19 protein-coding genes are annotated in these 25127 nt (G+C 66.9%); 15 read left to right on the top strand and 4 right to left on the bottom strand.

Annotated features, from left to right (window positions below; translation table 11 throughout):
• Positions 1–143 precede the first annotated feature (143 nt).
• From A5698_RS03995 to A5698_RS03985, 3 genes are read left to right on the top strand one after another with little or no spacing between them, the layout of a single operon-like run.
• Positions 144–1514: a flavin-containing monooxygenase gene (locus A5698_RS03995; RefSeq protein ID WP_068293555.1), complete on the top strand. Its 1371-nt coding sequence runs from the start codon at positions 144–146 to the stop codon at positions 1512–1514.
• Complete coding sequence (locus A5698_RS03990; protein WP_067293132.1) at positions 1504–2133, top strand: TetR/AcrR family transcriptional regulator; 630 nt, start codon at positions 1504–1506, stop codon at positions 2131–2133. The genes A5698_RS03995 and A5698_RS03990 overlap by 11 nt, the downstream gene beginning before the upstream one ends.
• A complete protein-coding gene (locus A5698_RS03985) occupies positions 2130–3080 on the top strand; it encodes an alpha/beta hydrolase (protein WP_068293554.1) in 951 nt (316 codons plus the stop codon). Before A5698_RS03990 ends, A5698_RS03985 begins: the two co-directional genes overlap by 4 nt.
• Positions 3081–3110: 30 nt before the next feature.
• Here the strand turns inward: A5698_RS03985 and A5698_RS03980 are convergent, their stop codons facing one another.
• Positions 3111–3296 carry a hypothetical protein gene (locus A5698_RS03980; RefSeq protein WP_156670602.1) on the bottom strand — a complete coding sequence of 62 codons (186 nt, stop codon included), beginning with the start codon at positions 3294–3296 and terminating at the stop codon, positions 3111–3113.
• Between the two features lie 131 nt (positions 3297–3427).
• On the opposite strand from A5698_RS03980, the gene A5698_RS03975 reads away from it, so the two are divergent.
• The 8 genes from A5698_RS03975 (at position 3428) to A5698_RS03940 (ending at position 16194) form a co-directional block, all read left to right on the top strand.
• Entirely contained in the window at positions 3428–4555 is a 1128-nt protein-coding gene (locus tag A5698_RS03975; protein WP_231967296.1) for an AI-2E family transporter, read from the top strand.
• Between the two features lie 246 nt (positions 4556–4801).
• On the top strand, positions 4802–6091 hold the full coding sequence (locus A5698_RS03970) for a cation:proton antiporter domain-containing protein (RefSeq protein ID WP_068293545.1): 1290 nt from the start codon (positions 4802–4804) through the stop codon (positions 6089–6091).
• A 6-nt stretch (positions 6092–6097) separates the two neighbouring features.
• Positions 6098–7852, top strand: a complete 1755-nt coding sequence (locus A5698_RS03965) for an NAD(P)/FAD-dependent oxidoreductase (protein WP_068293542.1) — start codon at positions 6098–6100, stop codon at positions 7850–7852.
• Positions 7849–13356 (top strand): type I polyketide synthase, encoded by a 5508-nt coding sequence (locus A5698_RS03960; protein ID WP_068293540.1) that lies wholly within the window; start codon positions 7849–7851, stop codon positions 13354–13356. Before A5698_RS03965 ends, A5698_RS03960 begins: the two co-directional genes overlap by 4 nt.
• Before the next feature lie 2 nt (positions 13357–13358).
• On the top strand, positions 13359–14201 hold the full coding sequence (locus A5698_RS03955) for an ABC transporter ATP-binding protein (protein WP_067083452.1): 843 nt from the start codon (positions 13359–13361) through the stop codon (positions 14199–14201).
• Complete coding sequence (locus tag A5698_RS03950) at positions 14201–15055, top strand: ABC transporter permease (protein ID WP_067083454.1); 855 nt, start codon at positions 14201–14203, stop codon at positions 15053–15055. The genes A5698_RS03955 and A5698_RS03950 overlap by 1 nt, the downstream gene beginning before the upstream one ends.
• A gap of 47 nt (positions 15056–15102) precedes the next feature.
• Positions 15103–15540, top strand: coding sequence for a hypothetical protein (locus tag A5698_RS03945; protein ID WP_067083455.1), 438 nt, complete (start codon positions 15103–15105; stop codon positions 15538–15540).
• 39 nt (positions 15541–15579) lie between these two features.
• On the top strand, positions 15580–16194 hold the full coding sequence (locus tag A5698_RS03940; RefSeq protein ID WP_067083457.1) for a TenA family protein: 615 nt from the start codon (positions 15580–15582) through the stop codon (positions 16192–16194).
• 4 nt (positions 16195–16198) lie between these two features.
• Here A5698_RS03940 and A5698_RS03935 read toward each other — a convergent pair whose 3' ends face one another.
• A complete protein-coding gene (locus tag A5698_RS03935; protein ID WP_067083510.1) occupies positions 16199–17407 on the bottom strand; it encodes a CynX/NimT family MFS transporter in 1209 nt (402 codons plus the stop codon).
• An 89-nt stretch (positions 17408–17496) separates the two neighbouring features.
• Here A5698_RS03935 and A5698_RS03930 point away from each other — a divergent pair, with 89 nt between their 5' ends.
• On the top strand, positions 17497–18174 hold the full coding sequence (locus A5698_RS03930) for a FadR/GntR family transcriptional regulator (RefSeq protein ID WP_067083458.1): 678 nt from the start codon (positions 17497–17499) through the stop codon (positions 18172–18174).
• Between the two features lie 7 nt (positions 18175–18181).
• Here A5698_RS03930 and A5698_RS03925 read toward each other — a convergent pair whose 3' ends face one another.
• Both A5698_RS03925 and A5698_RS03920 read right to left on the bottom strand, forming a co-directional pair.
• A complete protein-coding gene (locus A5698_RS03925; RefSeq protein ID WP_067083460.1) occupies positions 18182–19498 on the bottom strand; it encodes an MFS transporter in 1317 nt (438 codons plus the stop codon).
• A gap of 89 nt (positions 19499–19587) precedes the next feature.
• Positions 19588–20184, bottom strand: a complete 597-nt coding sequence (locus A5698_RS03920) for a TetR/AcrR family transcriptional regulator (protein WP_156613651.1) — start codon at positions 20182–20184, stop codon at positions 19588–19590.
• Between the two features lie 172 nt (positions 20185–20356).
• Here A5698_RS03920 and A5698_RS29280 point away from each other — a divergent pair, with 172 nt between their 5' ends.
• From A5698_RS29280 to A5698_RS03905, 3 genes are all read left to right on the top strand, one after another.
• Positions 20357–20803, top strand: coding sequence for an MmpS family transport accessory protein (locus tag A5698_RS29280; protein ID WP_067083464.1), 447 nt, complete (start codon positions 20357–20359; stop codon positions 20801–20803).
• Positions 20804–20847: 44 nt separating this feature from the next.
• Positions 20848–23703: an MMPL/RND family transporter gene (locus A5698_RS03910; protein WP_068293585.1), complete on the top strand. Its 2856-nt coding sequence runs from the start codon at positions 20848–20850 to the stop codon at positions 23701–23703.
• Between the two features lie 134 nt (positions 23704–23837).
• Positions 23838–25127: catalase (locus tag A5698_RS03905; RefSeq protein WP_156670601.1), on the top strand; the 1290-nt coding region annotated here is incomplete at its 3' end.

Here is a 25127-nt window from a genome sequence, read left to right as displayed (position 1 = left end):
GGGCACGTTACTGAGTTCGGCGCGGCACGACGTGCCGATCGCGGGCCTACGTGCACTGGTCACGCCTGGGAACAAATTCTTTGACAGCTGTCAGAAATTTGGTAGCGTGCGCGGTGACGGAGTTAACAGAAACGGCGGGCAACATGGCTTCATCACCCACTGCGGCAATCATCGGTGCGGGCATCAGCGGCTTGACCACCGGCAAGAACCTCGCGGACGCCGGGATCGAGTACGACTGCTTCGAGTCGTCCGACCGGATCGGCGGCAACTGGGCGTTCCGCAATCCGAACGGCCACTCCAGCGCCTATCGGTCATTGCACATCGATACCTCGCGCGATTGCCTGTCGTTTCGCGACTTCCCGATGCGCGACGACCTCCCCGACTTCCCGCATCACTCGCAGGTCAAGGAGTACCTGGACGACTACGCCGAAACCTTCGGCCTGCTGGACCGCATTCAATTCCAGAACGAGGTCAAGCACGCGCGGCGCCTGCCCCACGGTGGTTGGGAACTCGACACCGCGGACGGACAGACGCGGCGCTACGACGTCCTGGTCGTGGCGAACGGTCATCACTGGGATCCGCGCACACCCGAATTCCCGGGCGAGTTCACGGGCGAGAGCATCCACGCCCACTCCTACATCGACCCCACCGAACCGCTGGATCTGCGCGGCAAGCGCATCGTCGTGGTCGGCATCGGCAACTCGGCGGCCGATCTTGTCTCCGAGCTCTCTCAGAAGTCCTGGCGCAATACGGTTTATCTCTCGACGCGCTCCGGTGCATGGGTGGTTCCGAAGTACATCTTCGGCAAGACCGCCGACAAGGTCGCGCGCTCGCTGCCGGTGATCCCGCTGTCGTGGCAGCGGCGCGCGATGCAGCCGTTCGCCAAGCTGATGTTCGGCGATCCCGAGAACTACGGCTTACCCAAACCCAATCATCGCTTCCTCGAGGCGCACCCCACCCAATCCGCCGAACTGCTGATGCGGTTGGGGTCCGGCGACGCGACCGCCAAGCCGAATATCGAACGCCTGGACGGGCGTTCGGTGGTGTTCGTCGACGGCACGTCCGTGGAGGCCGACGTCATCATCTACGCGACGGGATACAACATCACGTTCCCGTTCTTCGACCGCAGCTTCATCGAGGCCCCCGACAACCGGCTGCCGTTGTACAAGCGGATCCTCCAACCGGGCATCGACGATCTGCTCTTCATGGGATTTGCTCAGGCGGTGCCGACGCTGTTCCCGTTCGTGGAGTGCCAGGCCCGGTTGGTCGCCGCGTATCTCGCAGGCACCTACCGACCCCCGTCCGAATCCGAGATGTGGCGCGTCATCGCCGCGGACGAACGCAAATACGTCGGGCACTTCGCCGACAAACCGCGACACACCCAGCAGGTGGACTACTGGGATTACGAACGTGACATGCGCAAACGCGAGCTGCCTGCGGGGCGCAAGCGTGTCGAGAAACTCGGACCGGTGCAACTGGCGGGCCGGGCACGCGAGGCGGCCGGTGCCGCCTGAGTCGACGCAGACGTCGCGGCGCAACGCGCGCCGGCCACAGCCGCGCGGCGACGAGAGCAGGCTCCGGCTCCTCGAGGCATTCGAGGAACAGCTGCAGAGCCATTCGCTCGCCGACATCAGCGTTGCGGAGGTCGCGAAGGCGGCGGGTCTGAAACGGCCGGCGTTCTACTTCTACTTCGCCGGAAAACACGAAGTCGTCACCGAACTGCTCACCGGGATATTTCAGGACGACGTCTTCGCGATCGGGGGCTTTCTGGCAGGCGGTGGCGATCCGCGAAAGTCGGTGGCCGACGCCATGACTCGGACGTTCGAATCGTGGCACACCCACCGCACGCTGTTCCGGGCGATGCTCGACGCCCGTGACTCCGACCCCGAGGCGAGGGCGATCTGGGACCAGTGGCTGGCGCGGTACGAGGAGTTCGTCTGTGACTTCATCGCCACCCAGCCGACCATCGACATCCCCGACGCCCGGGCGCTGGCCCACGCGCTGATCACCATGAACGAACGCGTGCTCGACCGCCACATTCGTTCCGAGGACGGACCGGAGGCTGCCGGTCCGCTGCTCGCGGCTGTCATTCACATCTGGCATACGGCGTTATTCGGAGGAACGACACAATGACGTCCACCCGCATTCGGATACCGGTCGACGGCGGTTTCGTCGCGGCGCATCACTTTCCCGCGACGACGGCCGCGTTGACCGGCCTGGCAGGGCGCCCCTGCGTCGTCATGGCGCACGGGCTGGGTGCGACCCAGGACAGCGGACTGTTCGGGTTCGCCGAGGCGCTGGCTGACGCCGGTACCGAAGTCGTGACGTTCGACTACCGTCACTTCGCCGAATCCTCCGGAGAACCAAGGCAATTGATCGCACTGTCCCGGCAGGTCGATGACTACCACGCCGTGATCGACCACGCCCGGCGGCTCGAAAGCGTGGACCCGGCGCGGATCGTCGCGTGGGGTGTGTCGCTGTCCGGCGGGCATGTCATCCGCGTCGCCGCCGGTGACCCCCACCTCGCCGGGGTCATCTCGCTGACGCCGGCAACGGACGGCCTACCGGTCGTGGCCCAATCGCTGCGAACGCTCGGTCCCCGGTACGTCCTGCGAATGATGACCTATGGCGCGCGCGATCTCGCCGCCAAGCTGCTCCGCCAGCCGCCCGTGCTCATTCCGATCGTCGGCGCGCCGGGTGAGGTGGCCGGCTTGAGCGCCGAAGGAGCGGTCGACGGGATGTTCCGTATCGCCGGGCCCAGCTGGCGCAACGAGTTCGCCGCCCGGCTGGTCTTGGTCATGGGTGGCCACCGGCCGATCTCGAGCGCCAAACGCGTGACGTGCCCGGCCCTTGTGCAGATCGCCGATGACGACCGCACCGCCCCTCCCGCACCGGCTACCGCGGCCGCGACGCGGATGCGGGCGACGGTTCACCACTACCCTTGCGATCACTTCGACGTCTATCCCGGCGCGCCTTGGCACGACCGCGTTGTCAACGATCAGATCGCCTTCCTGAAACGCATTTTCGAGCCGGCCGAGTCCACCGTTTCGCGGAGTACGCGGCCCTCGGCTACTCCGTGATGTCGACCGCCACGAGGACTTGACGGACGATTACTGCGGGCGCTGGTCGTCGACGATCACGGTCCACATCCCGATCACGTTGCAGCGCCGTACGTTTGGCGGAGCCCCTTCCGGGCTGCACACAAGCCGACCGCTGTCGACGATGCGACCGGCCATCCGGGGCCACACATGGCCCAGCATCCCAGTACGGGCGCCGGCGAAGAGGAATTCGATCACTTCGCGCGAGAATTCCTCCACCCACGAAGATCGGCGAGACCGGTAGTGGACCGGCCGCGGTTTCGATACGACGGGCCTGGGTAGACGACCTCGGTCCTCTCGACAGGGTGGACGCTGAGAAGAGAATGCTCGTGACCGAACACAGCCCCGGCGCAGCACCCAGGCGGGACCGCGGTGCCCTCATCGGCAGCGGCGCGTTATGGCTGGCGAAGTGGTCGTTAGTCGTCGTGGCGATCGCTGCGGGCGTGGTGGTACTCGGTTGGCTCGCAGCCCAGCTGTGGGTGATCCTCCTGCCCGTCCTGCTCGCCGTCGTGCTGTGCACGGTGCTCTGGCCACCGGCACGCATCCTGATGGACGGCGCAGGCATACCGCCCGCCGCCGCGGCGCTGATGACGCTGCTGCTGTTCCTGGCGGTCGCGTCCGGTCTCATCGCGCTGATCATCCCCCCGCTGCTGAGCCAGATGCCTGCGCTGATCGACCAGGCGACGGAAGGCATCAACCGACTGCAGGACTGGATCGCCGGGCCCCCGCTCAACATGCGACAGGAGCAGCTGGAGCGCTTCGCCGACTCACTGGTCAACGCGGTGCGGGAACGGTCCTCGGCGGTCGCGACGGGTGTCATCAGCGGGGTCAGTACGGTCGGAAGCGTCCTCGTGACGCTGGTACTGACCGTCGTGCTCTCGTTCTTCGTCCTCAAAGACGGACGCAAATTTCTGCCCTGGCTCGTCGGACTGACCGGGCGGCGCGCCGGTCGGCACATGGAAATCGTGCTGAGCAGGATGTGGGACAACCTCGGCGGCTTTATCCGCGCGCAAACGGCAGTGGCTCTAATCGACGCGGTCTTCATCGGCGCCGGCCTAGTGGTCCTCGGCGTCCCGCTTGCGCCCGCCTTGGCCGTGCTGACCTTCATCGGTGCATTCGTTCCGTTCATCGGCGCCTTCGTCGCCGGAGCGCTCGCGGTGCTGATCGCATTGGTGGCCAACGGTTTCGTCAACGCACTGCTGGTCCTCGCCGTCATCATCGCCGTGCAGCAGATCGAAGGGAACGTGCTGCAGCCGTTGCTGCAGAGCCGCGTGATGAAGTTGCACGCAGCGGTGGTGCTGCTCGCGGTGACCGCGGGCGGCGCGTTGTACGGGATCGTCGGCGCCTTCCTCGCCGTCCCGACGGTGGCGATGCTGACGGTGCTCGCCCGCTACGTCAACGAGCAGATCGATCAGCGGGCCGCGGGCGACGCGATTGGTACCGAGCCGGACCCCTGACACCGCACGCCTGGACCGATCGGCCCGCGTCATCATTCGGAAAGAATTTGACGGTTAGCGACCGCTTATTCTGTCAATACCCCACCGCATCGAAGATGCATCGTCTCCGGCGAGACGTGCACACGTCTAACAGGTCGGAAGCGACGAGGTGAGTCATAGACGGACTGGTGGAGCCCGCCCGCGCAGCGCTGCGCTCCGTTCAACTCAGCACAGCTGCGGTTTCCCGAGCGAACCTTAGGACCTGATATGCCCGCAGCCGTCGCCATCGACTTCTTTCTCGCCCTCGCGGTCATCCTCGTCGCATGCCGGGTCGTCGGCCTGATCGCCCAACGCCTGGGCCAACCGCAGGTCGTCGGCGAGATGATCGCCGGCGTCATCCTCGGCCCGTCGCTGCTGGGGCGAATCGCCCCGGGCCTTCAGGCGGAACTGTTTCCTTCGGGTGAAGCGAACGTCGTGTTGTACACCGCCGCGCAGATCGGCCTCGTCCTCTACATGTTCCTCGTCGGGCTCAACTTCGACGTCGACCTGATCAAGCACCGCGCAGGCACTGCGGCGACCGTCTCGGCCGCGGGCATCTTCGCCCCGCTCGTCCTCGGGGCGCTCGTCGCGATCCCATTGATGACCGGAGACGACTTCTTCGGTGAAGGCGTCACACCGCTCATGGCGATGTTGTTCCTCGGCGCCTCGATCGCGATCACGGCGTTCCCTATGCTCGCCCGAATCATCTTCGAAACTCGGCTGACCGGAACGGGTCTGGGCACCCTCGCGCTCGCCTGCGGCGCGACCGACGACGCGATCTCCTGGTGCATCCTCGCCGTCGTGCTCGCCATCCACCAGGGCGACCCGACGATCGCGTTGATCGCCATCGTCGGTGGCGCGGCCTACACCGTGCTGCTCCTCACCGCGGGGCGCAGGGCGCTCGGTGTGTTCGGCACCGTGACCGAACGCCGCAACACCGTCACCCCGACGATGTTGAGCGTCGTGCTGATCCTTCTCATGGGCTGCGCCTGGTTCACCGATGTCATCGGGATCTACGCGATCTTCGGTGCGTTCGTCCTCGGTGTCGCCATGCCGTCCGGTTTGTTCGCCGAGAAGATCACAGGCTCCCTCGAACCGCTCACCACCACGTTCCTTCTGCCGTTGTTCTTCGTCTACTCCGGGCTCAACACCGAAATCGGTCTCGTGAACACGCCGACGCTGTGGGCGGTGACGTTGGGCATCCTCGTTGTGGCGATCGCGGGTAAGGGGCTGGCCTGCACACTGGCCGCCCGGTTGCGGAAGGTTCCGCTGAGGGAGTCCGTCGCGCTCGGGTCGTTGATGAACGCACGCGGGTTGATCGAACTCATCCTGCTCAACATCGGCCTCGAGGCGGGCATCATCACCCCGACCCTCTTCACGATCCTGGTGTTGGTCGCCATCATCACCACCCTGATGGCGACGCCGATCTTCAACTACGTCTACGGGCGCCACCGGACTCCGGCCGACGCCACGCCGCAGCAGGCGGACCTGGCGGGCGTAGCCGTCGAGGGAAGGTGATCTCCAGTGCGAGAGAAACTGTCACAACTCGGCCCCGAGGCCAGGGCCGCGCTCGCCCGCAAGATTCGAAACCGGTTGTCAGACACCGCAACCACCAACACCGACCACGATGTCGCCGTCATCGGTGGCGGCGCCGCCGCGTTGACACTCGCGCTGGAGCTACGCTCCGCACGCCCGGGGACCGGGATCGTGCTCATCGAACCGACGTCGCGACCCGTTCCCGAGATCACCCACACGGTGGGGGAGTCGACGGTGGAGGTGTCCGCGCACTATCTCCGCGAACGCCTCGGCCTGGCCGACCACCTGAACACCGAGCAGATCCGCAAGATGGGGTTGCGGATGTTCTTCTCGCACAACGGCAACACCGACATCGCAAGCCGCGTCGAACTCGGCAGCTCCTCGTTCGTACCCCAGGTGACCTACCAGATCGACCGCGGCAGGCTCGAGAACGAACTCGCCCGCCGGTGTGCGGCAGAGGGCATCGCGGTCGTCCGCGGGCGCGTGCGCGCCGTGGAATTCGCCGACGACGGCCACACCATCTGCTACCAGGACGGCGACGACACGATGCGCACGACGGCACGCTGGGTCGTCGACGCGTCCGGACGGAACCGGACGTTGTCACGCCAGCTGGAGCTCAAGCGCGCCACCGGCCACCATTGCAACGCGGCCTGGTTTCGCGTCAAGGCCGAACTCGATGTCGGACGGTGGAGCGACGACGTCGACTGGCAGTCGCGCCTCGTCGAAGGCGACCGGGCGTTGTCGACGAATCACCTGATGGGCGAGGGCTATTGGGTGTGGCTCATCCGGCTCGCCTCCGGCGCCACCAGCGTCGGTATCGTCGCCGACCCGGACCATCACGCGTTCGACGAGTTCAACACGCTGGACAAGGCCAAAGCGTGGATCCGCGAACACGAGCCGCAGTGCGCCGACGAGATCGCGCGATACAACGACCAGATCATGGACTTCCGAGTCATGAAGCACTACAGCCACGCCGCCACGAAGGTCTTCGACGGCGCGGCCCGCTGGTGCCTCACCGGCGACGCCGGAGTGTTCCTCGACCCGTTGTATTCCTCGGGACTGGACCTGGTCGCGATCGGCAACGGTCTCATCACCGACATGGTTGTGCGCGACCTCGACGGCGAGGACGTGATCGCCAGGGCGGCCATCAGCGATTCGCTGTTCCGGTCACTGGCCGACATGTGGCTGGCGGTGTACGAGCGGCAGTACACGCTCATGGGAACGCCGACCGTGATGTCGGCCAAGATCATCTGGGACGTCGCGTTCTACTGGGGGTTCATCGGCCTGCTCTACCGCAACGGCCGATTCGTCAGCGTCGCCGACGACCCGGCCGTCGTGCCGCACCTCGACGGGTTGATCACGCTGAGCAACCGCGTGCAACGGTTCTTCCGCGAGTGGGCCGCGGTGGAGGGGCGCGAATCGTCCGTGGGGTTCGTCGACCTGTACTCGCCGCTGAACTTCATGGTGACACTGCACGAGGCAATGATGGAACCGGCGCCCGACTTCGCCGACCGGTTCGACGCCAACGGCCGATTGTTGCGCCAACTGGCGGGTCAGCTCGTCGAGAAGGTTCTCGCCGACAAATCCGCGCTGTTCGACGACGACGACGCCGTCGCGCAGGTCCAGGAGTGGCAACGCGATTCCCTGCTGAGGGAACTCCGCTTCGCGTATCGCCAAGAGCAGCACAACAATCCGGTCAGTTCCGGCTGGATTTCCACCGCTATCCGTGAGTTGCAGGTATGACGACGACCGAAAACCACCACCGGCCTGCACCGCTCGCGGTGGTCGGAATCGGCTGCCGTTTACCGGGCGGGGTGGAATCCGCCGAGGACTTCTGGCGTCTACTGACCGACGGCGTGGACGCCACCCGCGACGTTCCCGAATCACGCTGGAACGCAGACCGATTCCACGACCCCAACCCGAAGAAGGTCGGGAAGATGGTCACCCGCCGGGGCGGTTTCCTCGACACCATCGACCAGTTCGATCCGCAGTTCTTCGGGATCTCGCCGCGCGAGGCGCATTCCATCGACCCGCAGCAGCGCCTGATGCTGCAGACCACGTGGGAGGCGCTGGAAGACGGGGGCCTCGCGCCGACCCACCTGGCCGGAACCGACGTCGGCGTGTTCATCGGCGGCTTCACCCTCGACTACCAACTGCTGCAGAACCAGGGCCGCGGCAGCCGCTACCAGTTCAAGACGCATTCGGCCGCCGGGATGATGATGACGATGCTGGCGAACCGGATCTCGTTCGCCTTCGACTTCCGCGGACCCAGCATGACGATCGACACGGCGTGCTCGAGTTCACTGGTCGCGGTACACCTCGCGGCGCAGAGCATCTGGAACGGTGAGAGCTCGCTCGCCCTTGCCGGCGGCGTCAACATCATGATCGGGCCCAACACCGCGATCGCCGAGTCCAAGAGCGGATTCCTCAGCCCCGACGGCCGCTGCAAGGCGTTCGACGAGTCCGCCGACGGTTACGCACGCGCCGAGGGCGGCGCCGTCGTCGTCATCAAGCCGCTCGACCAGGCGCTGCGCGACGGCGACGACATCTACGCGCAGATCCTCGGGACCGCGGTGTCCCAGGACGGCCGCACGGACGGCATCACCGTGCCCCGCGCCGAGGCACAGTCCGCGGCGATCACGTCAGCACTACGCCGGGCAGGCGTAAGAGCCCGAGACGTCGGCTACGTCGAAGCCCACGGGACCGGGACACCCGTCGGCGATCCGGTGGAGACCCGCGCCCTGGCCGCGGCGCTGACGTCCGATCGGACCGACCCACTGCCGATCGGGTCCGTCAAGACCAACATCGGCCACCTCGAAGCGGGCGCCGGGGTCGCGGGGCTGATCAAAACCTCACTCGTCCTCAAGCACGGGTACATCCCCGCGCATCTCCATCTCGAAAACCCCAGCGGCCAAATTCCTTTCGCCGAACTCAAGCTCGACGTCCCACGCACCGCCCGGCCGTTCCCCGGGGACGGACCGCGGATCGCCGGGGTGAACTCGTTCGGATTCGGCGGCACCAACGCCCACGCGGTGCTCGCCGAACCACCGACCGCTGCACGGCCACCGGCCTCGGCCGATGAGCCGCCGCTCACCCTCCTGCCGATCTCGGCGCGCAGCGAGGAGGCCCTGGTGGCAGTTGCGGGCCGGTTGGCCGACCACCTGGACGCCGACCCGGCCGTCACCATGGCCGACCTCAGATACACGCTGTCGCAGCGACGCTCACATCTGAGCCATCGCCACACGCTGGTCACCCACGGTGTCTCCGACGCTCGCGACCAACTGCGCGCCCTCGCCGACGGCGGCCAGATCGCGGCGGCCCGCACATCCTCGGCGACGCCCAAGCTGGCGTTCGTCTGCTCCGGTATGGGCCCGCAATGGTGGAAGATGTGCCGCGGACTCCTCGGCGTCTTGCCCGCCTTCACCGAAGGCATCGCGCGCAGCGACCGCGAGCTGGCCCGCCACACCGACTGGTCGCTGCTCGAGGAACTCCGGCGCGACGAAAGTGACTCGCGGATGGGCGAAACGGAGTTCGCCCAGCCCGCGAACTTCGCCGTCCAGATCGCGCTCGCCGCACAACTCGAAGAGTTCGGCATCCGACCCGACGCGGTCGTCGGCCACAGCGCGGGTGAGGTGGCCGCCCACCATCTCGCCGGCCTGCTGAGCTTCGAGCAGGCGATCGAGGTCATCTACCACCGCAGCAGGCTCCAGCAACGCACCAGCGGTCAGGGCCGCATGCTCGCCGTCGGGCTGGACGCCGAATCGCTGATGGCGGCGTTGGACGACGCGACCCGCGAGGAGTTCGGCCGGCGGGTCTCGGTAGCCGCGATCAACAGCCCCTCCGCGGTCACCATCGCCGGTGACGGCGAGGTGCTCGACGCCATCGCCCACCGGTTGGACGACGCCGGGGTCTTTCGCCGGTACCTCACGGGCAAGGTGCCCTATCACACACACTACATGGACGCGATCAGAAGCGATCTCCACGACGCCCTCGACGGCTTGTCGTCCAAGCCGGCGGAGCTTCCGCTCTACTCGACGGTCACCGGCGACCGGCTGGACGAATATCGCTCCGGCGCCGCCTACTGGTGGCAGAACACCCGCGCCACAGTCCTTTTCGAACCGGCAGCGCGCCGCATGCTCGACGACGGCTACACCCACTTCGTCGAGCTCGGTCCGCATCCGGTACTGGCGGCCTCGATCCTGGAGATCGCCGGCGCACAGAAGACGCTCGTGCAGCCCATGCAGCGACGCCACGACGACGACGTGCGCACGTTCATGACCGGCCTCGGTGTGCTGCACGACCACGGCCACGACATCGACTGGGCGACGCTCTACCCCCGCGGGGGAGCCCGGCTACTCAAGCTGCCGAGCTACCCGTGGCAGTCGCGGCGGTACTGGAACGAGACCCAAGAGGCGACCGAGTCCCTGCACTATCACCCCGTGCACCCGCTGCTCGGCCAACCGGTCAGCGCCGTGCACCCGACCTGGGAGATCGAGTTGAGCACCGCGCTGGTGCCGTTCCTCGCCGACCACAGGGTCCAGGGCAGCGTCGTCGTACCCGGCGCGCTGTACATCGAAATGGCGCTCGCGGCGGGCAGGAAAACCTACGGCGCCGAACTCGGTGTCGACGATCTCGTGCTGCACCGTGCCCTCATCCTCGACGACACCTGCGATCCCATCCTGCGCACCACGCTCAACCAGGACACCGGGACCCTCGAGTTCGCCGCGTTCACCGCGACGGCCGACGGCGAGCTGAAGTGGACGATCACCGCGACGGCCGAACTCACCACGCTGCCGAAGTCCCCGCGCGGGCGAACGGTGCCGCCAGAAGTGTTGTCGGCCAACGCGGTCACCGGTGACGAGTTCTACGCCCTCACCGAGGAAATCGGGTTCGACTACGGCGAGGCGTTCCGAGCAGTCACCGGGCTCACGGCGGGCGAGGGCTGGGTGGTCGCGGAGATGGACATCCCGGCGCCCATCGTCGACGACCTCGACGACTATCGCTTCCACCCGGCGCTGATCGACGGCGCCTTCCAAACCCTGTTCGGCGCAACACTTTCCGGAAGCGGTGCCACCGACAGCCCGTTCCTGCCCACGCGCATCCGGCGCAGCGCCGTGTACGACAGCCCCAAGGGGGACATGACGGTGCGACTGGCCGTCAGGTCGGCGACCGCGGAGGAGATCGAAAGCGACATCACGATCTGCGACCACCGAGGCGAACCGCTCGCGGTCTTCGAGGGTTTCACGGTGCGGTCACTGAGCGCCTCGACACGGATGTCCCCGGAGCGAATCGACAAGGGGCTCTACGAACTCCACTGGGTCCCGGCACCCGAACTCGCCGGAGACCGGCAGGTCGACCCCTCCTCGTTCCTCGTGTTCGTCGACGACAGCGGGTTCGGCACCGCGCTCGCCGACCGGTTGCGGCACGGCGGCCACCGCGTATGCACCGTCGCACACCGCCCTGTCGACGCCCTGACCGCGATCGACGACGGGTATGCGATCGACGAGCGGTCCGCCGAGCAGATGACCGAACTGTTCGACCGGCATCTCGCCGAAGACGGTGAACTGACCGGCGTCATCGACTGCTGGGCAATCGATCTCGAGCACGACCCGCAGGCGTCGGTCGCGAAAGCAAACGACCACCTCGGCACCCTCGCCGTCCTGCGTATCGCCAAGGCGCTCGCCGCGCACGACACCGTCAGCCCGCGCCTGTATCTCCTCACGGCGAACGCACAACCGGCGCTGGGCACCGAACCGCTGGCCGTCGACCAGTCCGCCGTGTGGGGTTTGGGCCGGGTGATCGGACACCAGGAGTTCGTCGAGCGCTGGGGCGGACTCATCGACATCGACATCGATTTCGGGAACGCCCACGACATCGACGACACCGCAGCGCGTGTCTGCACGCACATCCTCGATCCGCAATCCGAGGACCAGGCCGCGATCCGCGGCGACGTCATCCTGGTTCCGCGGCTGCGTCCGAGCGCCAACCTCACGAAACCCTTCCCCACCAAGCTTTCTCCCACCGCAACCTACGTCGTCACCGGCGGAACCGGAGCCCTCGGGCGCACCGTGGCCACCTACCTCGCCGAGCACGGCGCACGACACATCACCTTGCTCAGCAGGAGCGGGCTGCCGCCGCGCAACCAATGGTCGGGCATGACCCCTGATGATCCGCAGTTCGCCGGTATCGAGGCGGTCCGTTCCGTGGAACGCCTCGGAGCGCAGGTGAGTGTCGCCAGCGTCGATATCACCGACATCGACCAGGTGTCGGCCTGGTTGGCCGAGCACAACCGCGGCGGCGACAGGCCGGTGCGCGGCATCATCCACGCGGCCGGATCCGTCCACGACCAACTTCTGGTCAACGTCGGCGAAGACGACTTCCTGAAGGTGATTGGTCCCAAGGTCACCGGCACCCGGGTGCTGCACACCGCATTCGCCGAGCAGGAACTCGACTTCTTCGTGATGTTCGGGTCCGCAGGCTCGGTGATCGCCTCACCCGGGCAGGGCAACTACGCCGCCGCCAACGCGTTTCTCGACGTCTTCGCGCATCACCGGCAGGCGCAGGGACTGCCGGCGCTCACCATCGGCTGGGGCCCGTGGTCGGTGGGCATGGTCGAAGACCTGAACCTCGAAAACGTCTACGCCATGCGGGGAATCGAGTTGATCACACCCGCCACCGGATCGCTGATCCTCGACCGGCTGATCAATCAGGCCGTCCCCAACGTCGTCGCCATCAGCGCCGACTGGAACCGTGCCCGCCAACTCCTGGGCGGCCACCTGCCCAAGATGTTCGCCGAACTCGACGCGGCGACCGCAACGAACGCCGAAGGCAGTGCGGACGGGTCGATCCTGGACGTGCTCGCGCACACGCCGGAGCCCGAGCGTCTCAATGTGATCGTCGACCAGGTCGAACGGTTGGTCGCCGCCGTCTTCGACTGTGCCGTTACCGATTTCGGCAACGACGACATGCTCGATGACATCGGCCTGGACTCGATGATGGCGATGGACTTCAGGGTCAGGATCAACACCACGTTCTCGATCGATCTGCCGGTGCTGGAGATCCTCAAGGGTGTCAGCGTCGACTCGCTGGCCGCACGCGTGCTCGACGAACTGCACACGATCCACGGGGCAACGCAGGCGACACCGTCCCCGCAGGAACCGGCCGCCGCCGCCGACGACGTGGACCGGCTGATCGACGGCATGTCGGAGGCCGATCTGCGAGACCTGCTGGCCGAACTCGAGGGTTGACGATGGCCAATTCGACGGCGGTGCACGTGCGGGGGCTTTCGAAGGCCTACGGACCGAACCCGGCGGTCCGCGACCTCGACCTCGACGTCGACCACGGCGAGATCTTCGCCATCCTCGGCCCCAACGGCGCCGGCAAGTCCACGACCATAGAGATCCTGGAGGGCAACCGGACCCGCGACTCCGGCACCGTGCGCGTGCTGGGGGAGGACCCCGGCTCGGCAGGCCGCAGCTGGCGGGCCCGCATCGGCATCGTGCTGCAGGAGGTCAGTGACGCCGGGATGCTCACGGTGCGTGAGACGGTGGAAATGTTCACCAGCTGCTACAGCATCGCCCGCGGCGCACACGAGGTGCTGGAACTCGTCGGCCTCGACGCCGTCGCCGGCTCGCGGGTGCGGGCGCTCTCGGGTGGGCAACGCCGTCGCCTCGACGTCGCGCTCGGCATCGTCGGCCGACCCGAACTGCTCTTTCTCGACGAGCCCACAACGGGTTTCGATCCCGAAGCGCGGCGGCAGTTCTGGCAACTCATCAAGTTGCTGGCCGCCGACGGCACCACCGTCCTGCTGACCACGCACTACCTCGAAGAGGCCGCAGCACTGGCCGACCGCGTCGCGGTGATCGCCGACGGCCGGGTCGTGGCGGTCGACTCGCCGGGACGCCTGACCGAACACGTCAACTCCGCGGCCACCGTGCGGTGGTTCGACGGCGCCGAGTTCCGCGTGGAGACAACGGACTTCCCGACCGAACTGGTGCGGCGCCACAGTCGCGACGGTGCGGAATTGGCGCAGCTGACCATCAGCCGGCCCACGCTCGAAGACGCCTACCTGCATCTGATCGGCCAGCCATGATGGACACCCAACACGTCGTATCCGCCTCACCGCCGCGCCACCGCGCCACCGCGGAGCGCACCGTTCCGTCGGCGGTGCGTATCGGATGGTCACGGATCGTCCCCGAGCTGAAGATGTTCTACCGCAGGCCCGAACAGATGGTCCTGACGTTCTCCATGCCCGCCGTGATCTGTCTGCTGCTCGGTTCGATCTTCTCGGCGAAGCTCCCCGACAACGAGACCAGCACCGGTGCGGTGATCGCGGCGAGCATGCTCGCCTACGGCATCCTGTCTACGTCGTTCGTCAACCTCGGAATCAGCATCGCCGCCGATCGGGAGACCGGAGCGCTGCGTCGGCTGCGGGGCACACCGGCGACCGCGTCGTCGTACTTCATCGGCAAGATCGCGTTGGTCGCCGTCGTCAGCTTCGCCGAGGCCGTTCTGCTGTTGATCGTGGGGGTGTTCGTCTTCGGTCTGCACCTGCCGACCGATGCGGTCGGATGGTTCACCCTCGCTTGGGTGTCGATACTCGGCATCGTCAGCTGCTCGCTGCTGGGCATTTTCATCAGCAACCTGGCGAGCAACGCGGTGTCGGCCGCCGTCCTCACCAACGGCCCGTCGGTGGCACTTCAGTTCGTCTCGGGAACGTACGTGCCGCTGATGATCCTGCCGGCCTGGATGCTGGTGATCGGCTCGCTGTTCCCGGTGAAGTGGATGGCCCAGGGATTCCGGTCGGTGCTTCTGCCTGCGGAGATGGTCGCGCTGGAACCGGCGGGCAGCTGGGAGCACTGGCGCATCTTCCTCGTGCTGGCCGCGTGGAGCGTCGCCGGACTCGTCGGGTGCCTTGCGGTGTTCCGGTGGTCCGACCGGACCTGACGCGGTCTACGGCTAACGCAGGCCCGGTCACCGTCGATAACCGAGACATGGCCTCCTTCCGTGCCCTCGGCGCACTCGTGCTCGCACTCGTCGCGCCATGGCCGGCTGCGGCGACGGCGCACGCCGATGCCGCCGCACAGCTGGACCCGGTGCCCGTGGTGGCTTCGCCGACATGTGGGGGAAACGTCAGAGCGGAGGCGCAAGTGGAGCCCGTGCAGCTCGACGGCAGGCCGGATAACGGTGTGCGCGTCGCGATCCACTACGACGCCGGAATCTACGATGGCTCCTGTGCGCTGACCGTCACGGCCGCGTGGAAGAACCTCGACACCGGCGCATCGGGAAGCGACGACATCACCGCGGTATCGACCATCGACGGACACTACGGCTTCATCGGCTACGCCAATACCAGGTTCGCGACCGGCAGGGGCACCGTCGTCGTGACGCTCAGCTCACACCCGGGTGAGGAGATGCGGCTCACCGCCTGAGGCCCCATCCCACGGCTGACCGTGACTAGAGTCCGTGGCATGTCACTGGCAGCGCAGCTGTGGACCGAGAACGCCGAAGTGGTGGCCGAGGTGTTGGCCAACCCGTTCGTAAGGGGAATCGGAGACGGGTCGCTGGAGCGCGACTTGTTCGCCGGCTACATCGCCCAGGACGCGTTCTTCCTCGAATCCTTCGCTCGCGCATATGGTCTGGCACTCGCACGGAGCTCGGATACGGACACCTTGCTGACCTTCGCGGACCTTCTCGCCGGAGTGCGTGAGGAACTCGGCTTACACGCGTCCTATGCCGCGTCGTGGGGTATCGACATGACCGACGTCGAACCCGCCGCCGCAACGCTGGCCTACACCGAGTTCCTGTTGGCCACCGCCGCCACCGCCGAGGTCGGGGTGGTGTGCGCGGCGATGACACCGTGCATGCGGCTGTATGCACACATCGGGGTCACGCTCGACGGCCAGACCGCCGGGCCGTACGCGCAATGGGTGCAGACGTACGCCGATCCCGGTTTCGACGAGGTGGCGTCGCTACTGGAAAGGCTGCTCGATCGGCAGGCCCGCGACATCCCGGCGGCGCGGACGGCCTACCGGCGCGCGATGCGGCTGGAGCTCGCGTTCTTCGACGCGGCCCTGACGCGGTGAGCGATCAGACGTAACGCGGGCGCCCGGCCAGCGCACCGAGCACGATCTGCACCACGTACACCCCGCCGAACATCACCCACGGCACCGTCCAGCCGTGCGTGACGTCGTGCAGAAGGCCGAACAGGAAGGGGCCCACGCCCGCGATCAGATAGCCGAATCCCTGTGCCATCCCGGACAATTGGGCGGTGTCGGCGGCGTCGCGGGCGCGCAGCGCGATGACCGCGAGTGCTAAGGCGAACACGCCCATGCCGATACCGATCAGCACGCTCCACAACAGGGGTTGCGCGGCGGGCGCGATCATCAGGCCCAGCGTGCCCGCCAGGCCCACGACGCCCAGCCCGACGATCCATGCGCTCTGTCCGCGGCTGCGCGCGGCCAACGGTGCGATCACCAACGCGATGGGCACGCCGACCAGCGATGTGAGCCCGACGAGCAGGCCGGCCTGCGTCTTGTCGACCCCGTTGTCGATGAACACCTGTGGCAGCCAACCCATCACGATGTAGGCCATCAACGACTGGCAGCCGAAGAACAGGGTGACCGTCCACGCCAACCGGTTTCGCAGCAGCGAGCGTCGCCCGCCGACGGGGGTGGTGTGCGCCGCCCACGTGCCGCCGTGCCGTCGCGATGTCGGCAACCAGGCCACCAGCGCGACGAAGGAGACCGCGGCCCACGCGGCGAGCGCGGCGCGCCACCCGCCGAGGGGGTCTTCCAGTCCGGGCGTCACCGCCGACCCGAGCGCACCGCCGCCTTGCAGCGCGGCGGTGTAGATCCCGGTCATCAGGCCGACGCGTGCGGGGAACGACCCCTTGATCACGACGGGGATCAACACATTGGCCAACGCGATGCCCGCGCATGCGACCAGCGTCGCCGCGATCACGGTGTGCGGACCGTCGAGGGTGCGAGCGACCAGTCCGACGGTGATCGCCGCCAGGGCGGCGGAGACGGTGCGCCCCAGACCGATGCGGGCGGCCAGGCGGGGCGCGGTGAGTCCCGCGACCGCGAAGCACAGCGCGGGCAGGGTGGTGAGCAGTCCGGCCCACGTCGCCGAGACCCCGAGTTCGGCCCGCATCTCGCCGAGCAGGGGGGCGACGCTGGTGACGGCGGGCCGCAGGTTCAGGGCCGTAAGCACGACGGCCACCGCCAGCAGGGCACCGCCCGCGACCAGCGGAATCGGGGCGGGATCGGAGGCGGCGGTGCTCCTTGTGTCAGGCATCGTCGACAGCTCGGTGTCTTCATCCCGCTGATCGACGCGCATCCTGCTAATGTGCCATACATCCCATGATTGGTTGAAAGGATGTCTCTGTGCCGTTGGTCACCGCGCGGCGGACCGGCCTCGTCGAGCAGGTCATCGAGCAGTTGCGGGCCTCGGTCACCCGCGGCGAGTGGCCGGTCGGGCAGCGCATCCCCAACGAGACGGACCTGGTCGGATCGCTCGGCGTCGGCCGCAACACCGTGCGCGAGGCGGTGCGGGCGCTGGCGCACGCAGGCATCCTCGAGGTGCGGCAGGGCGACGGCACCTATGTCCGAGCCACCAGCGAGGTGTCGGGTGCGCTGGGCCGGCTCTGCGGTGCCGAGTGGCGCGAGGTGCTCGCGGTGCGGCGCGCGCTCGAGGCCGAGGGCGCCCGTGCGGCCGCGGCGCACCGTACCGACGACGACCTGGCCGAGTTGCGGGCGCTACTCGATCACCGCGACGCATGCCTGGCCGGGGGAGACACCGACGAATTCGCCCGCGCCGACGCAGAATTCCACTTGGCCGTCGTGCGCAGCTCGCACAACGCCACGCTCACCGAGCTGTACCGGGGGCTGATGGAGGCCATCACGGCCAGTGTCGCGAGCGGGCAGGACGCCTCGGTCGAGGTCGTCGATCACGGTGTGCTGCTGGAACATATCGCCGCGGGTGACGGCGAACGTGCCGCCCGCACGGCCGCCGAGATCATCGACGGAGTGCTTGCCGACCTGCCCGCCAACGGCGACTGCTGAAGCGGCGCTACTCCCGGGCCGCGCGCCTGCTGCCCAGCGCGACGACCAGGGCGGCGGCCGCCAACGACAGCGTGCCCACCACCCACATCGCCACCCTGCTGTTGCCCGTCAGGTCGGTCAGCCAGCCGGTGATGTACGGACCGCCGAACCCGCTCAGATTGCCGAGCGAGTTGATCAGCGCGATACCACCGGCGGCCGCGGCCCCGGTCAGGAAAGCCGATGGCAGAGACCAGAACACGGGTAGCGCGCACATGACCGCGCAGGTGCACAGCGTGACGGCCAGCATCGCCAGGTAGACGTCGGTCATGTACAGGGCCGCAGGGATGGCGATACCTCCGACGATCGCCGGAATCGCGACATGCCATACGCGCTCGCCCGTGCGGTCGGAGTGCCACGCCCATGGCACCATGACGATCGCGGCCACGACGTACGGAATCGACGTGACCAGCCCGCGCTGGATCACGTCGAGATGGACGCCGTACTCCTCCTGAAATCCGGCGACGATGGTGGGCAAGAAGAAGCCGACCGCGTAGAGCCCGTAGGTGATCCCGAAGTAGATGAACGCCAGGGCCAGGATGCGCGGATGGGTCAGCGCCTTCTTCAACGGCCAGTGGCCGGCGCTCTCGGCGATCGCGCGCTCGTCGTCCAAAGTTCTTTCCAGCCAGCGCTTCTCGTCGGTGCGCAGCCAGTCCGCGGCACCGGGCCGGTCGGTGAGGTAGAACCAGCAGATCACGCCGAGTATGACCGCGGGCAGTCCCTCGACCAGAAACATGAATCGCCAGCCGGCGAGTCCGAACATCCCGTGGCCCCAGTCGATGATCAGCGATGAGATCGTCGATCCGACCGCTGTCGAGACCGGTACGGCGACCATGAACAGCGACACCGCCCGCGACCGCTGCTTCTCGGGGAACCAGAACGTGAGATAGAGGATGATGCCGGGAAAGAAGCCCGCCTCGGCGACGCCGAGCAGGAAGCGCAGGACGATGAGCGTCTCGGCGTTGGGTACGAAAGCGATTGCGGCGCTGATGATTCCCCAGCTGACCATGATCCGCGCGAGCCAGCGGCGGCCGCCGAACTTGTGCAGGGCGATGTTGCTGGGCACCTCGAGCAGCAGATAGCCCAGAAAGAAGATGCCCGAGGCGAAGCCGAACATCTTCGCGCTCATACCGAGCTCGTCGTTCATCCCGTTCGGCCCGGCGAACGCGATGTTGACACGGTCGAGATAGTTGACGATGTAGAGCAATACCAGGAACGGGATCAGTCGCCAGGTGACCTTCGTCAGCGTCCTGTTCTCCACGGCGGGGTCCGGCAGGTAGGTGCTCACGACAGTCCTCCGGTCCCACGGTCGAGCGGCGCGTTCACAGGGAGGCTAAACGAGGCGTCCCCGGCCACGGCGACTTCTGCGGAACCGGATCACTTCAGGCTGGGCAGCAACACCTCGTCGACCAGGACGCGGACGGTCTCGTCGGTCGGAGGCCGCCCGGAGACCAGCGAACGGAACACCAGGTATCCCGGGAGCAGGTCGTAGATCTCGTCGTTGAGCTTCGACCCGTCGATCTCACCGCGCTCGATCGCGTCGCCGAGGACCTTGTTGATCACCATCTTGCGCTGATGGACGAATTCGTTCTGCATGGCCTCACTCAGCCGAGGGTTGTGCGACATCTCGTTGAGGACGGCGCGCATCGTGCTGCCGTGTTCGCACGCCTGCCGGCACACCGCTTCGCCCAGCGCCAGCAGGTCACCGCGCAATGATCCGGTGTTCGGGGGGACGTTGGTCACGCGCGTGCCCTCGATGAACGCGGCCAACACCAGGTCCGCCTTCGACGGCCAGCGGCGGTACACCGTCGCCTTGCTCGCTTTCGCCTGCGTGGCAACGGCTTCCACCGACAGCCGGTCGTAGCCGTGCTGCTGTAACAGCTGGAGCGTGATGGCCAGCAACTCGGCCTCGCGCGGGGTCCAGCGCGAGCCGGACGAGGTAGCCGACTCGGCGTTGCTGGATCCGGACTTCACGCTCACTCCTCACCGCCCCTCTTCCAATATTTACGCGGGCGCCACCACGGGCCCGTCGAGGATAGCGGTTGCGACAGCCAGTACGGTACCGTACCGTTTCGAATTGGCCTCCATTCTTCGTGTGAGTACCCATTCCGAGGCCGGATCGTGGCAGCCGTCGAAAGGGGCGCCGGTGAGCGGTTTTTCGGTGGGAAGACTTGTGCGCCGGCGGTGGACGATCGTGGTCGCGGTCGTCGTCGTAGCGCTCGTCGCCTTCAGCATCTACCGCCTGCACGGCATCTTCGGATCCAACAACGTCGTTTCCAAGACCGGCGCCGAGGCATTGGAGAACACGGGCTTCAACCCCAAACGCGTTCTGCTGGAGGTCTTCGGCACTCCGGGCTCCGTCGCCACGGTCAACTTCCTCGACATCGACGCCCAGCCCCAGCGCGTCGACGACGTGCCCCTGCCGTGGTCGCACGAGTTGGTCACCGACGAACCGACCCTCTTCGTCGATCTGCGTGCACAAGGCGACGGTTCGGTCATCGGATGTCGCATCACCGTCAACGGGGTGGTCACGGACGAAAGGTCCTCCGACAACGTGAATGGATACATCTCGTGCCTGGACAAGACGGCGTGACCGCGCAGAGCACCGACGAGGGGGCACATCGCTCCGACGCCGCGGTGACGGGTTCGCGGCCCGCGCGTCTCATCCGTCGCCTGGCCCTGCCCATTCTGTTGATCTGGGTCGCGGTCGCCGCGGTCACCAACGTCGTGGGACCACAGCTCGAAGTGGTGGGCGCAGAGCGGTCGGTATCGCTGAACGCCGCCGATTCACCGTCGATCATGGCGATGCGCCACATCGGACAGGTCTTCGACGAATTCGATTCCGACAGCGCCGCGATGGTGGTGCTCGAGAGCGACCAACCCCTGGGCGCCGAGGCACACGAGTATTACGACGGCCTGGTGCGCCGGCTGGCCGCCGACACCAAACACGTTGAGCACATCCAGGACTTCTGGGGAGATCCGCTGACCGCGGGCGGCTCACAGAGCAAGGACGGCAAGGCCGCGCTGGTTCAGCTGTACCTCTCGGGCAACCAGGGCGAAGCGCTGGCCAACGAATCCGTCGACGCGGTGCGCGGGATCGTCGACAACACACCGCCACCGCCCGGGCTGCGGGTCTACGTGACCGGTGCGGCACCGCTCATCACCGACAACTTCGAGGTGGGTAGCGAAGGCACCCACAAGGTCACCGCCATCACCTTCCTCGTCATCGCGGTGATGCTGCTCATCGTCTACCGGTCCATCCTGACGACGCTGATCATGCTCGTCACGGTGTTCGTCGAACTCGCCGCCGCCCGAGGCGTGGTCGCGGTGCTCGCGGATTCCGGGCTCATCGGCCTGACGACGTATGCGACGAACCTGTTGACGCTGCTCGCGATCGCGGCAGGCACCGACTACGCGATCTTCGTGGCGGGCCGCTATCACGAGGCGCGCAACAAGGGCATGGACCGAGTCTCTGCGTACTACGACATGTATCGCGGGACCATTCACGTCATCCTCGGATCGGGGCTGACGATCGCCGGGGCGGTGGCCTGCCTCGCCTTCACCCGGCTCCCGTACTTCCAGACGCTCGGCATCCCCGCCGCCATCGGAGTCCTCGTGACGTTGTCGGCCGCGGTCACGCTGGGGCCGGCCGTCCTTCTGATCGCCACCCGCTTCGGGCTCATGGAGCCCAAACATGCGACCCGCGTGCGTGGTTGGCGCCGCATCGGCACCGCGATCGTGCGGTGGCCGGGCCCGATCCTCGCGGTCGCGACGTTGCTCGCACTCGTCGGCCTTCTCGCGCTGCCGGGCTACAAGACCAGCTACGACGCGCGCCCGTACCTGCCCGCCTCGGCGCCGGCGGTCGAGGGCTACACGGCCGCCGAGCGGCACTTCTCCGAGGCGCGCCTCAACCCGGAACTGTTGATGATCGAGACCGATCACGACATGCGTAATCCCGCCGACATGCTGATCCTCGAGCGCGTCGCCAAGGCCGTCCTGCACACCAAGGGCGTCAACCTCGTGCAGTCGATCACCAGGCCGCTGGGCACGCCGATCAGCCACAGCTCCATCCCTTTTCAGATCAGTGCCCAGAGCGCGAGCCAGATCATGAACCTGAGCTATCAGCAGGCGCGCGGCGCCGATCTGCTCAAGCAGGCCAACGAGATCAGCAACACCATCGACATCCTCAAACAGCAGGTGGCTCTGCAGCAGGCGAGTGCGGCCGCGACGCACGAGCAGACGCAGGCGTTCCACGACACGGTGACGATCGTGGAGGACCTGCGCGACAAGCTCGCCAACTTCGACGACCAGTTCCGGCCGATACGCAATTATTTCTACTGGGAGCCACACTGTTTCGACATTCCGATGTGCTCGGCCCTGCGATCGGTGTTCGACTCCCTGGACGGAATCGCCCTGCTGGCCGACCAGTTCGGCACCATCACCGCCAGTCTGGACAAGCTCGACGCCCTGCAGCCGAAACTGGTCGAACTCTTGCCGCCGCAGATCGCCATCCAGGAACGCAACCGCGACCTCACCCTGTCCAACTACGCCACCACCACGGGCATCAACGCCCAGAGTGACGAGGCACTGAAGAACTCGACGGCGATGGGTCAGGCGTTCGATCTGGCCAAGAACGACGACACGTTCTACCTGCCGCCGGAGGCGTTCGACAACCCCGACTTCAAACGCGGCTTGAAGCTGTTCCTCTCACCGGACGGCAAGGCCGCGCGGATGATCATCACGCATGAGGGGAAACCCGCCACGCCGGAGGGGATTTCGCACATCAACGCGATCAAGGACTCCGCGTTCGATGCGATCAAGGCCACCCCGTTGTCGGACGCGAAGATCTATGTCGCCGGGACCGCCTCGACCTACAAGGACATTCAGGACGGCGCCAAGTACGATCTGCTGATCGTCGCGCTGGCGGCGATGGCGCTCATCCTGTTGATCATGATGTTCATCACGCGCAGCCTGGTGGCCGCGGTCGTGATCGTCGGTACCGTCGCGCTGTCGTTGGGCGCATCGTTCGGCTTGTCGGTTCTGGTGTGGCAGTACATCTTCGGGATACAGCTCTACTGGATCGTGTTGGCGCTGGCCGTCATCCTGCTGCTGGCCGTGGGGGCCGACTACAACCTGCTGTTGATCTCGCGGTTCAAGGAGGAGATCGGCGCCGGACTCAACACCGGCATCATCCGTGCGATGGCCGGTACCGGCAGCGTGGTCACCGCGGCGGGGCTCGTCTTCGCCGCGACGATGTCGTCGTTCATCTTCAGCGACCTGGTGGTGCTCGGCCAGATCGGCACGACGATCGGCATGGGGTTGTTGTTCGACACGCTGATCGTCCGCTCCTTCATGACGCCGTCCATCGCGGCCCTGCTGGGCCGCTGGTTCTGGTGGCCGCTGAACGTGCGTCCGCGGCCGGCGAGCCGGATGCTGCGCCCGTACGGAACGCGCACCGAGGTGCGGACGCTCCTGCGGTCCGAGGACGGCTGATCGGACGCCTCGACCGCGCGCGGATGGGTGGGGTCAGGTTTCGAGTGGCGCCGTAAGGGAAACCTCCCGCCGCAGTGGGGCTCACGCCGGCGAGCGTGCTCGTGCCCCGGACCGCCACGATTTAGGAGAGCTTGATGGCCGACGACCGCGCACCGAAGGAAGCAGTCAAGGGGATGGTCGAGGAGGCCAAGGGCAAGGCCAAGGAGGCGGCGGGGGCGCTGATCGGCAACGAAGAGTTGAAGCGTGAAGGCAGGGCCGAACAGCACAATCCGTCGTACATTCCCGGGGCGCCCGGTCCTGAGGCGCCGTCGTTCGACGAGCCGACCGCCCCGCGCGAGCCGTTGCCTCCGAAGGCCGATCAGGTTGCGCCCGAGCTGCGCACGGCAACGGGTGCGACCGTCGACGGCCCGTTGACCGCCCGTGGCCAGCAGGAGGCATACCTCACCACCGCCCAGGGCGCGCGGTTGTACGACACCGACCACTCCCTCAAAGCCGGTGAGCGCGGGCCGACGCTGTTGCAGGACCACCACCTTCGCGAGAAGATCACGCACTTCGACCACGAACGCATTCCGGAGCGGGTGGTGCACGCGCGCGGCGCCGCCGCGCACGGTGTGTTCCGCGCCAACGGTGCGGCCGAGAAGATCTGCAAGGCGGAATTCCTGCGGTCAGGCGAAGAGACCGACGTCTTCGTTCGCTTCTCGACGGTGCTCGGTTCGCGCGGATCTGCCGATACGGTGCGTGACACCCGCGGTTTCGCCACCAAGTTCTATACGCACCAGGGCACCTTCGACCTCGTCGGCAACAACATCCCGGTGTTCTTCATCCAGGACGGCATCAAGTTCCCCGACGTCGTGCACGCGGCCAAGCCGCACCCGGACCGGGAGATCCCGCAGGCGCAGAGCGCTCACGACACCTTCTGGGACTTCGTGTCGCTGCACACCGAAGCCCAGGCGCACACCATGTGGAACATGTCCGACCGCGGAATTCCGCGGTCCTACCGGATGATGGAGGGCTTCGGCGTCCACACGTTCCGGCTGACCGGACCGGACGGGTCGACTTCGCTGGTGAAGTTCCACTGGAAGCCGCGACTCGGCGTGCACTCGCAGGTCTGGGAAGAAGCCCAGATCACCGCCGGGGTGGACCCCGATTTCCACCGGCGCGACCTCGCGGACGCGATCGAGAAGGGCGTCTACCCCGAGTGGGACCTCGGCGTGCAGGTGCTTCCGGACACTCCCGAGCAGATGTTCGAGGGCATCGACCTGCTCGACCCGACGAAGATCGTCCCGGAGGAGTTGGCTCCGGTGAAGATCATCGGGACGCTTCAGCTCAACCGCAACGTCACCAACTTCTTCGCCGAGACCGAGCAGGTGGCGTTTCACCCGGGGCACCTGGTGCCGGGCATCGACATCACCGACGATCCGCTT

Source organism: Mycobacterium sp. E136, from assembly GCF_001666865.1.
Classification (GTDB): Bacteria; Actinomycetota; Actinomycetes; order Mycobacteriales; family Mycobacteriaceae; genus Mycobacterium.
This window is presented reverse-complemented; position numbering and strand designations above follow the sequence as displayed.

Coding starts and splice junctions, on each gene's coding strand:
- A5698_RS03935 (WP_067083510.1), bottom strand. CDS start 17,407: ATGCCTGACACAAGGAGCACCGCCGCCTCCGATCCCGCCCCGATTCCG.
- A5698_RS03955 (WP_067083452.1), top strand. CDS start 13,359: ATGGCCAATTCGACGGCGGTGCACGTGCGGGGGCTTTCGAAGGCCTAC.
- A5698_RS03960 (WP_068293540.1), top strand. CDS start 7,849: ATGACGACGACCGAAAACCACCACCGGCCTGCACCGCTCGCGGTGGTC.
- A5698_RS03950 (WP_067083454.1), top strand. CDS start 14,201: ATGGACACCCAACACGTCGTATCCGCCTCACCGCCGCGCCACCGCGCC.
- A5698_RS03970 (WP_068293545.1), top strand. CDS start 4,802: ATGCCCGCAGCCGTCGCCATCGACTTCTTTCTCGCCCTCGCGGTCATC.
- A5698_RS03985 (WP_068293554.1), top strand. CDS start 2,130: ATGACGTCCACCCGCATTCGGATACCGGTCGACGGCGGTTTCGTCGCG.
- A5698_RS03945 (WP_067083455.1), top strand. CDS start 15,103: ATGGCCTCCTTCCGTGCCCTCGGCGCACTCGTGCTCGCACTCGTCGCG.
- A5698_RS03940 (WP_067083457.1), top strand. CDS start 15,580: ATGTCACTGGCAGCGCAGCTGTGGACCGAGAACGCCGAAGTGGTGGCC.
- A5698_RS03995 (WP_068293555.1), top strand. CDS start 144: ATGGCTTCATCACCCACTGCGGCAATCATCGGTGCGGGCATCAGCGGC.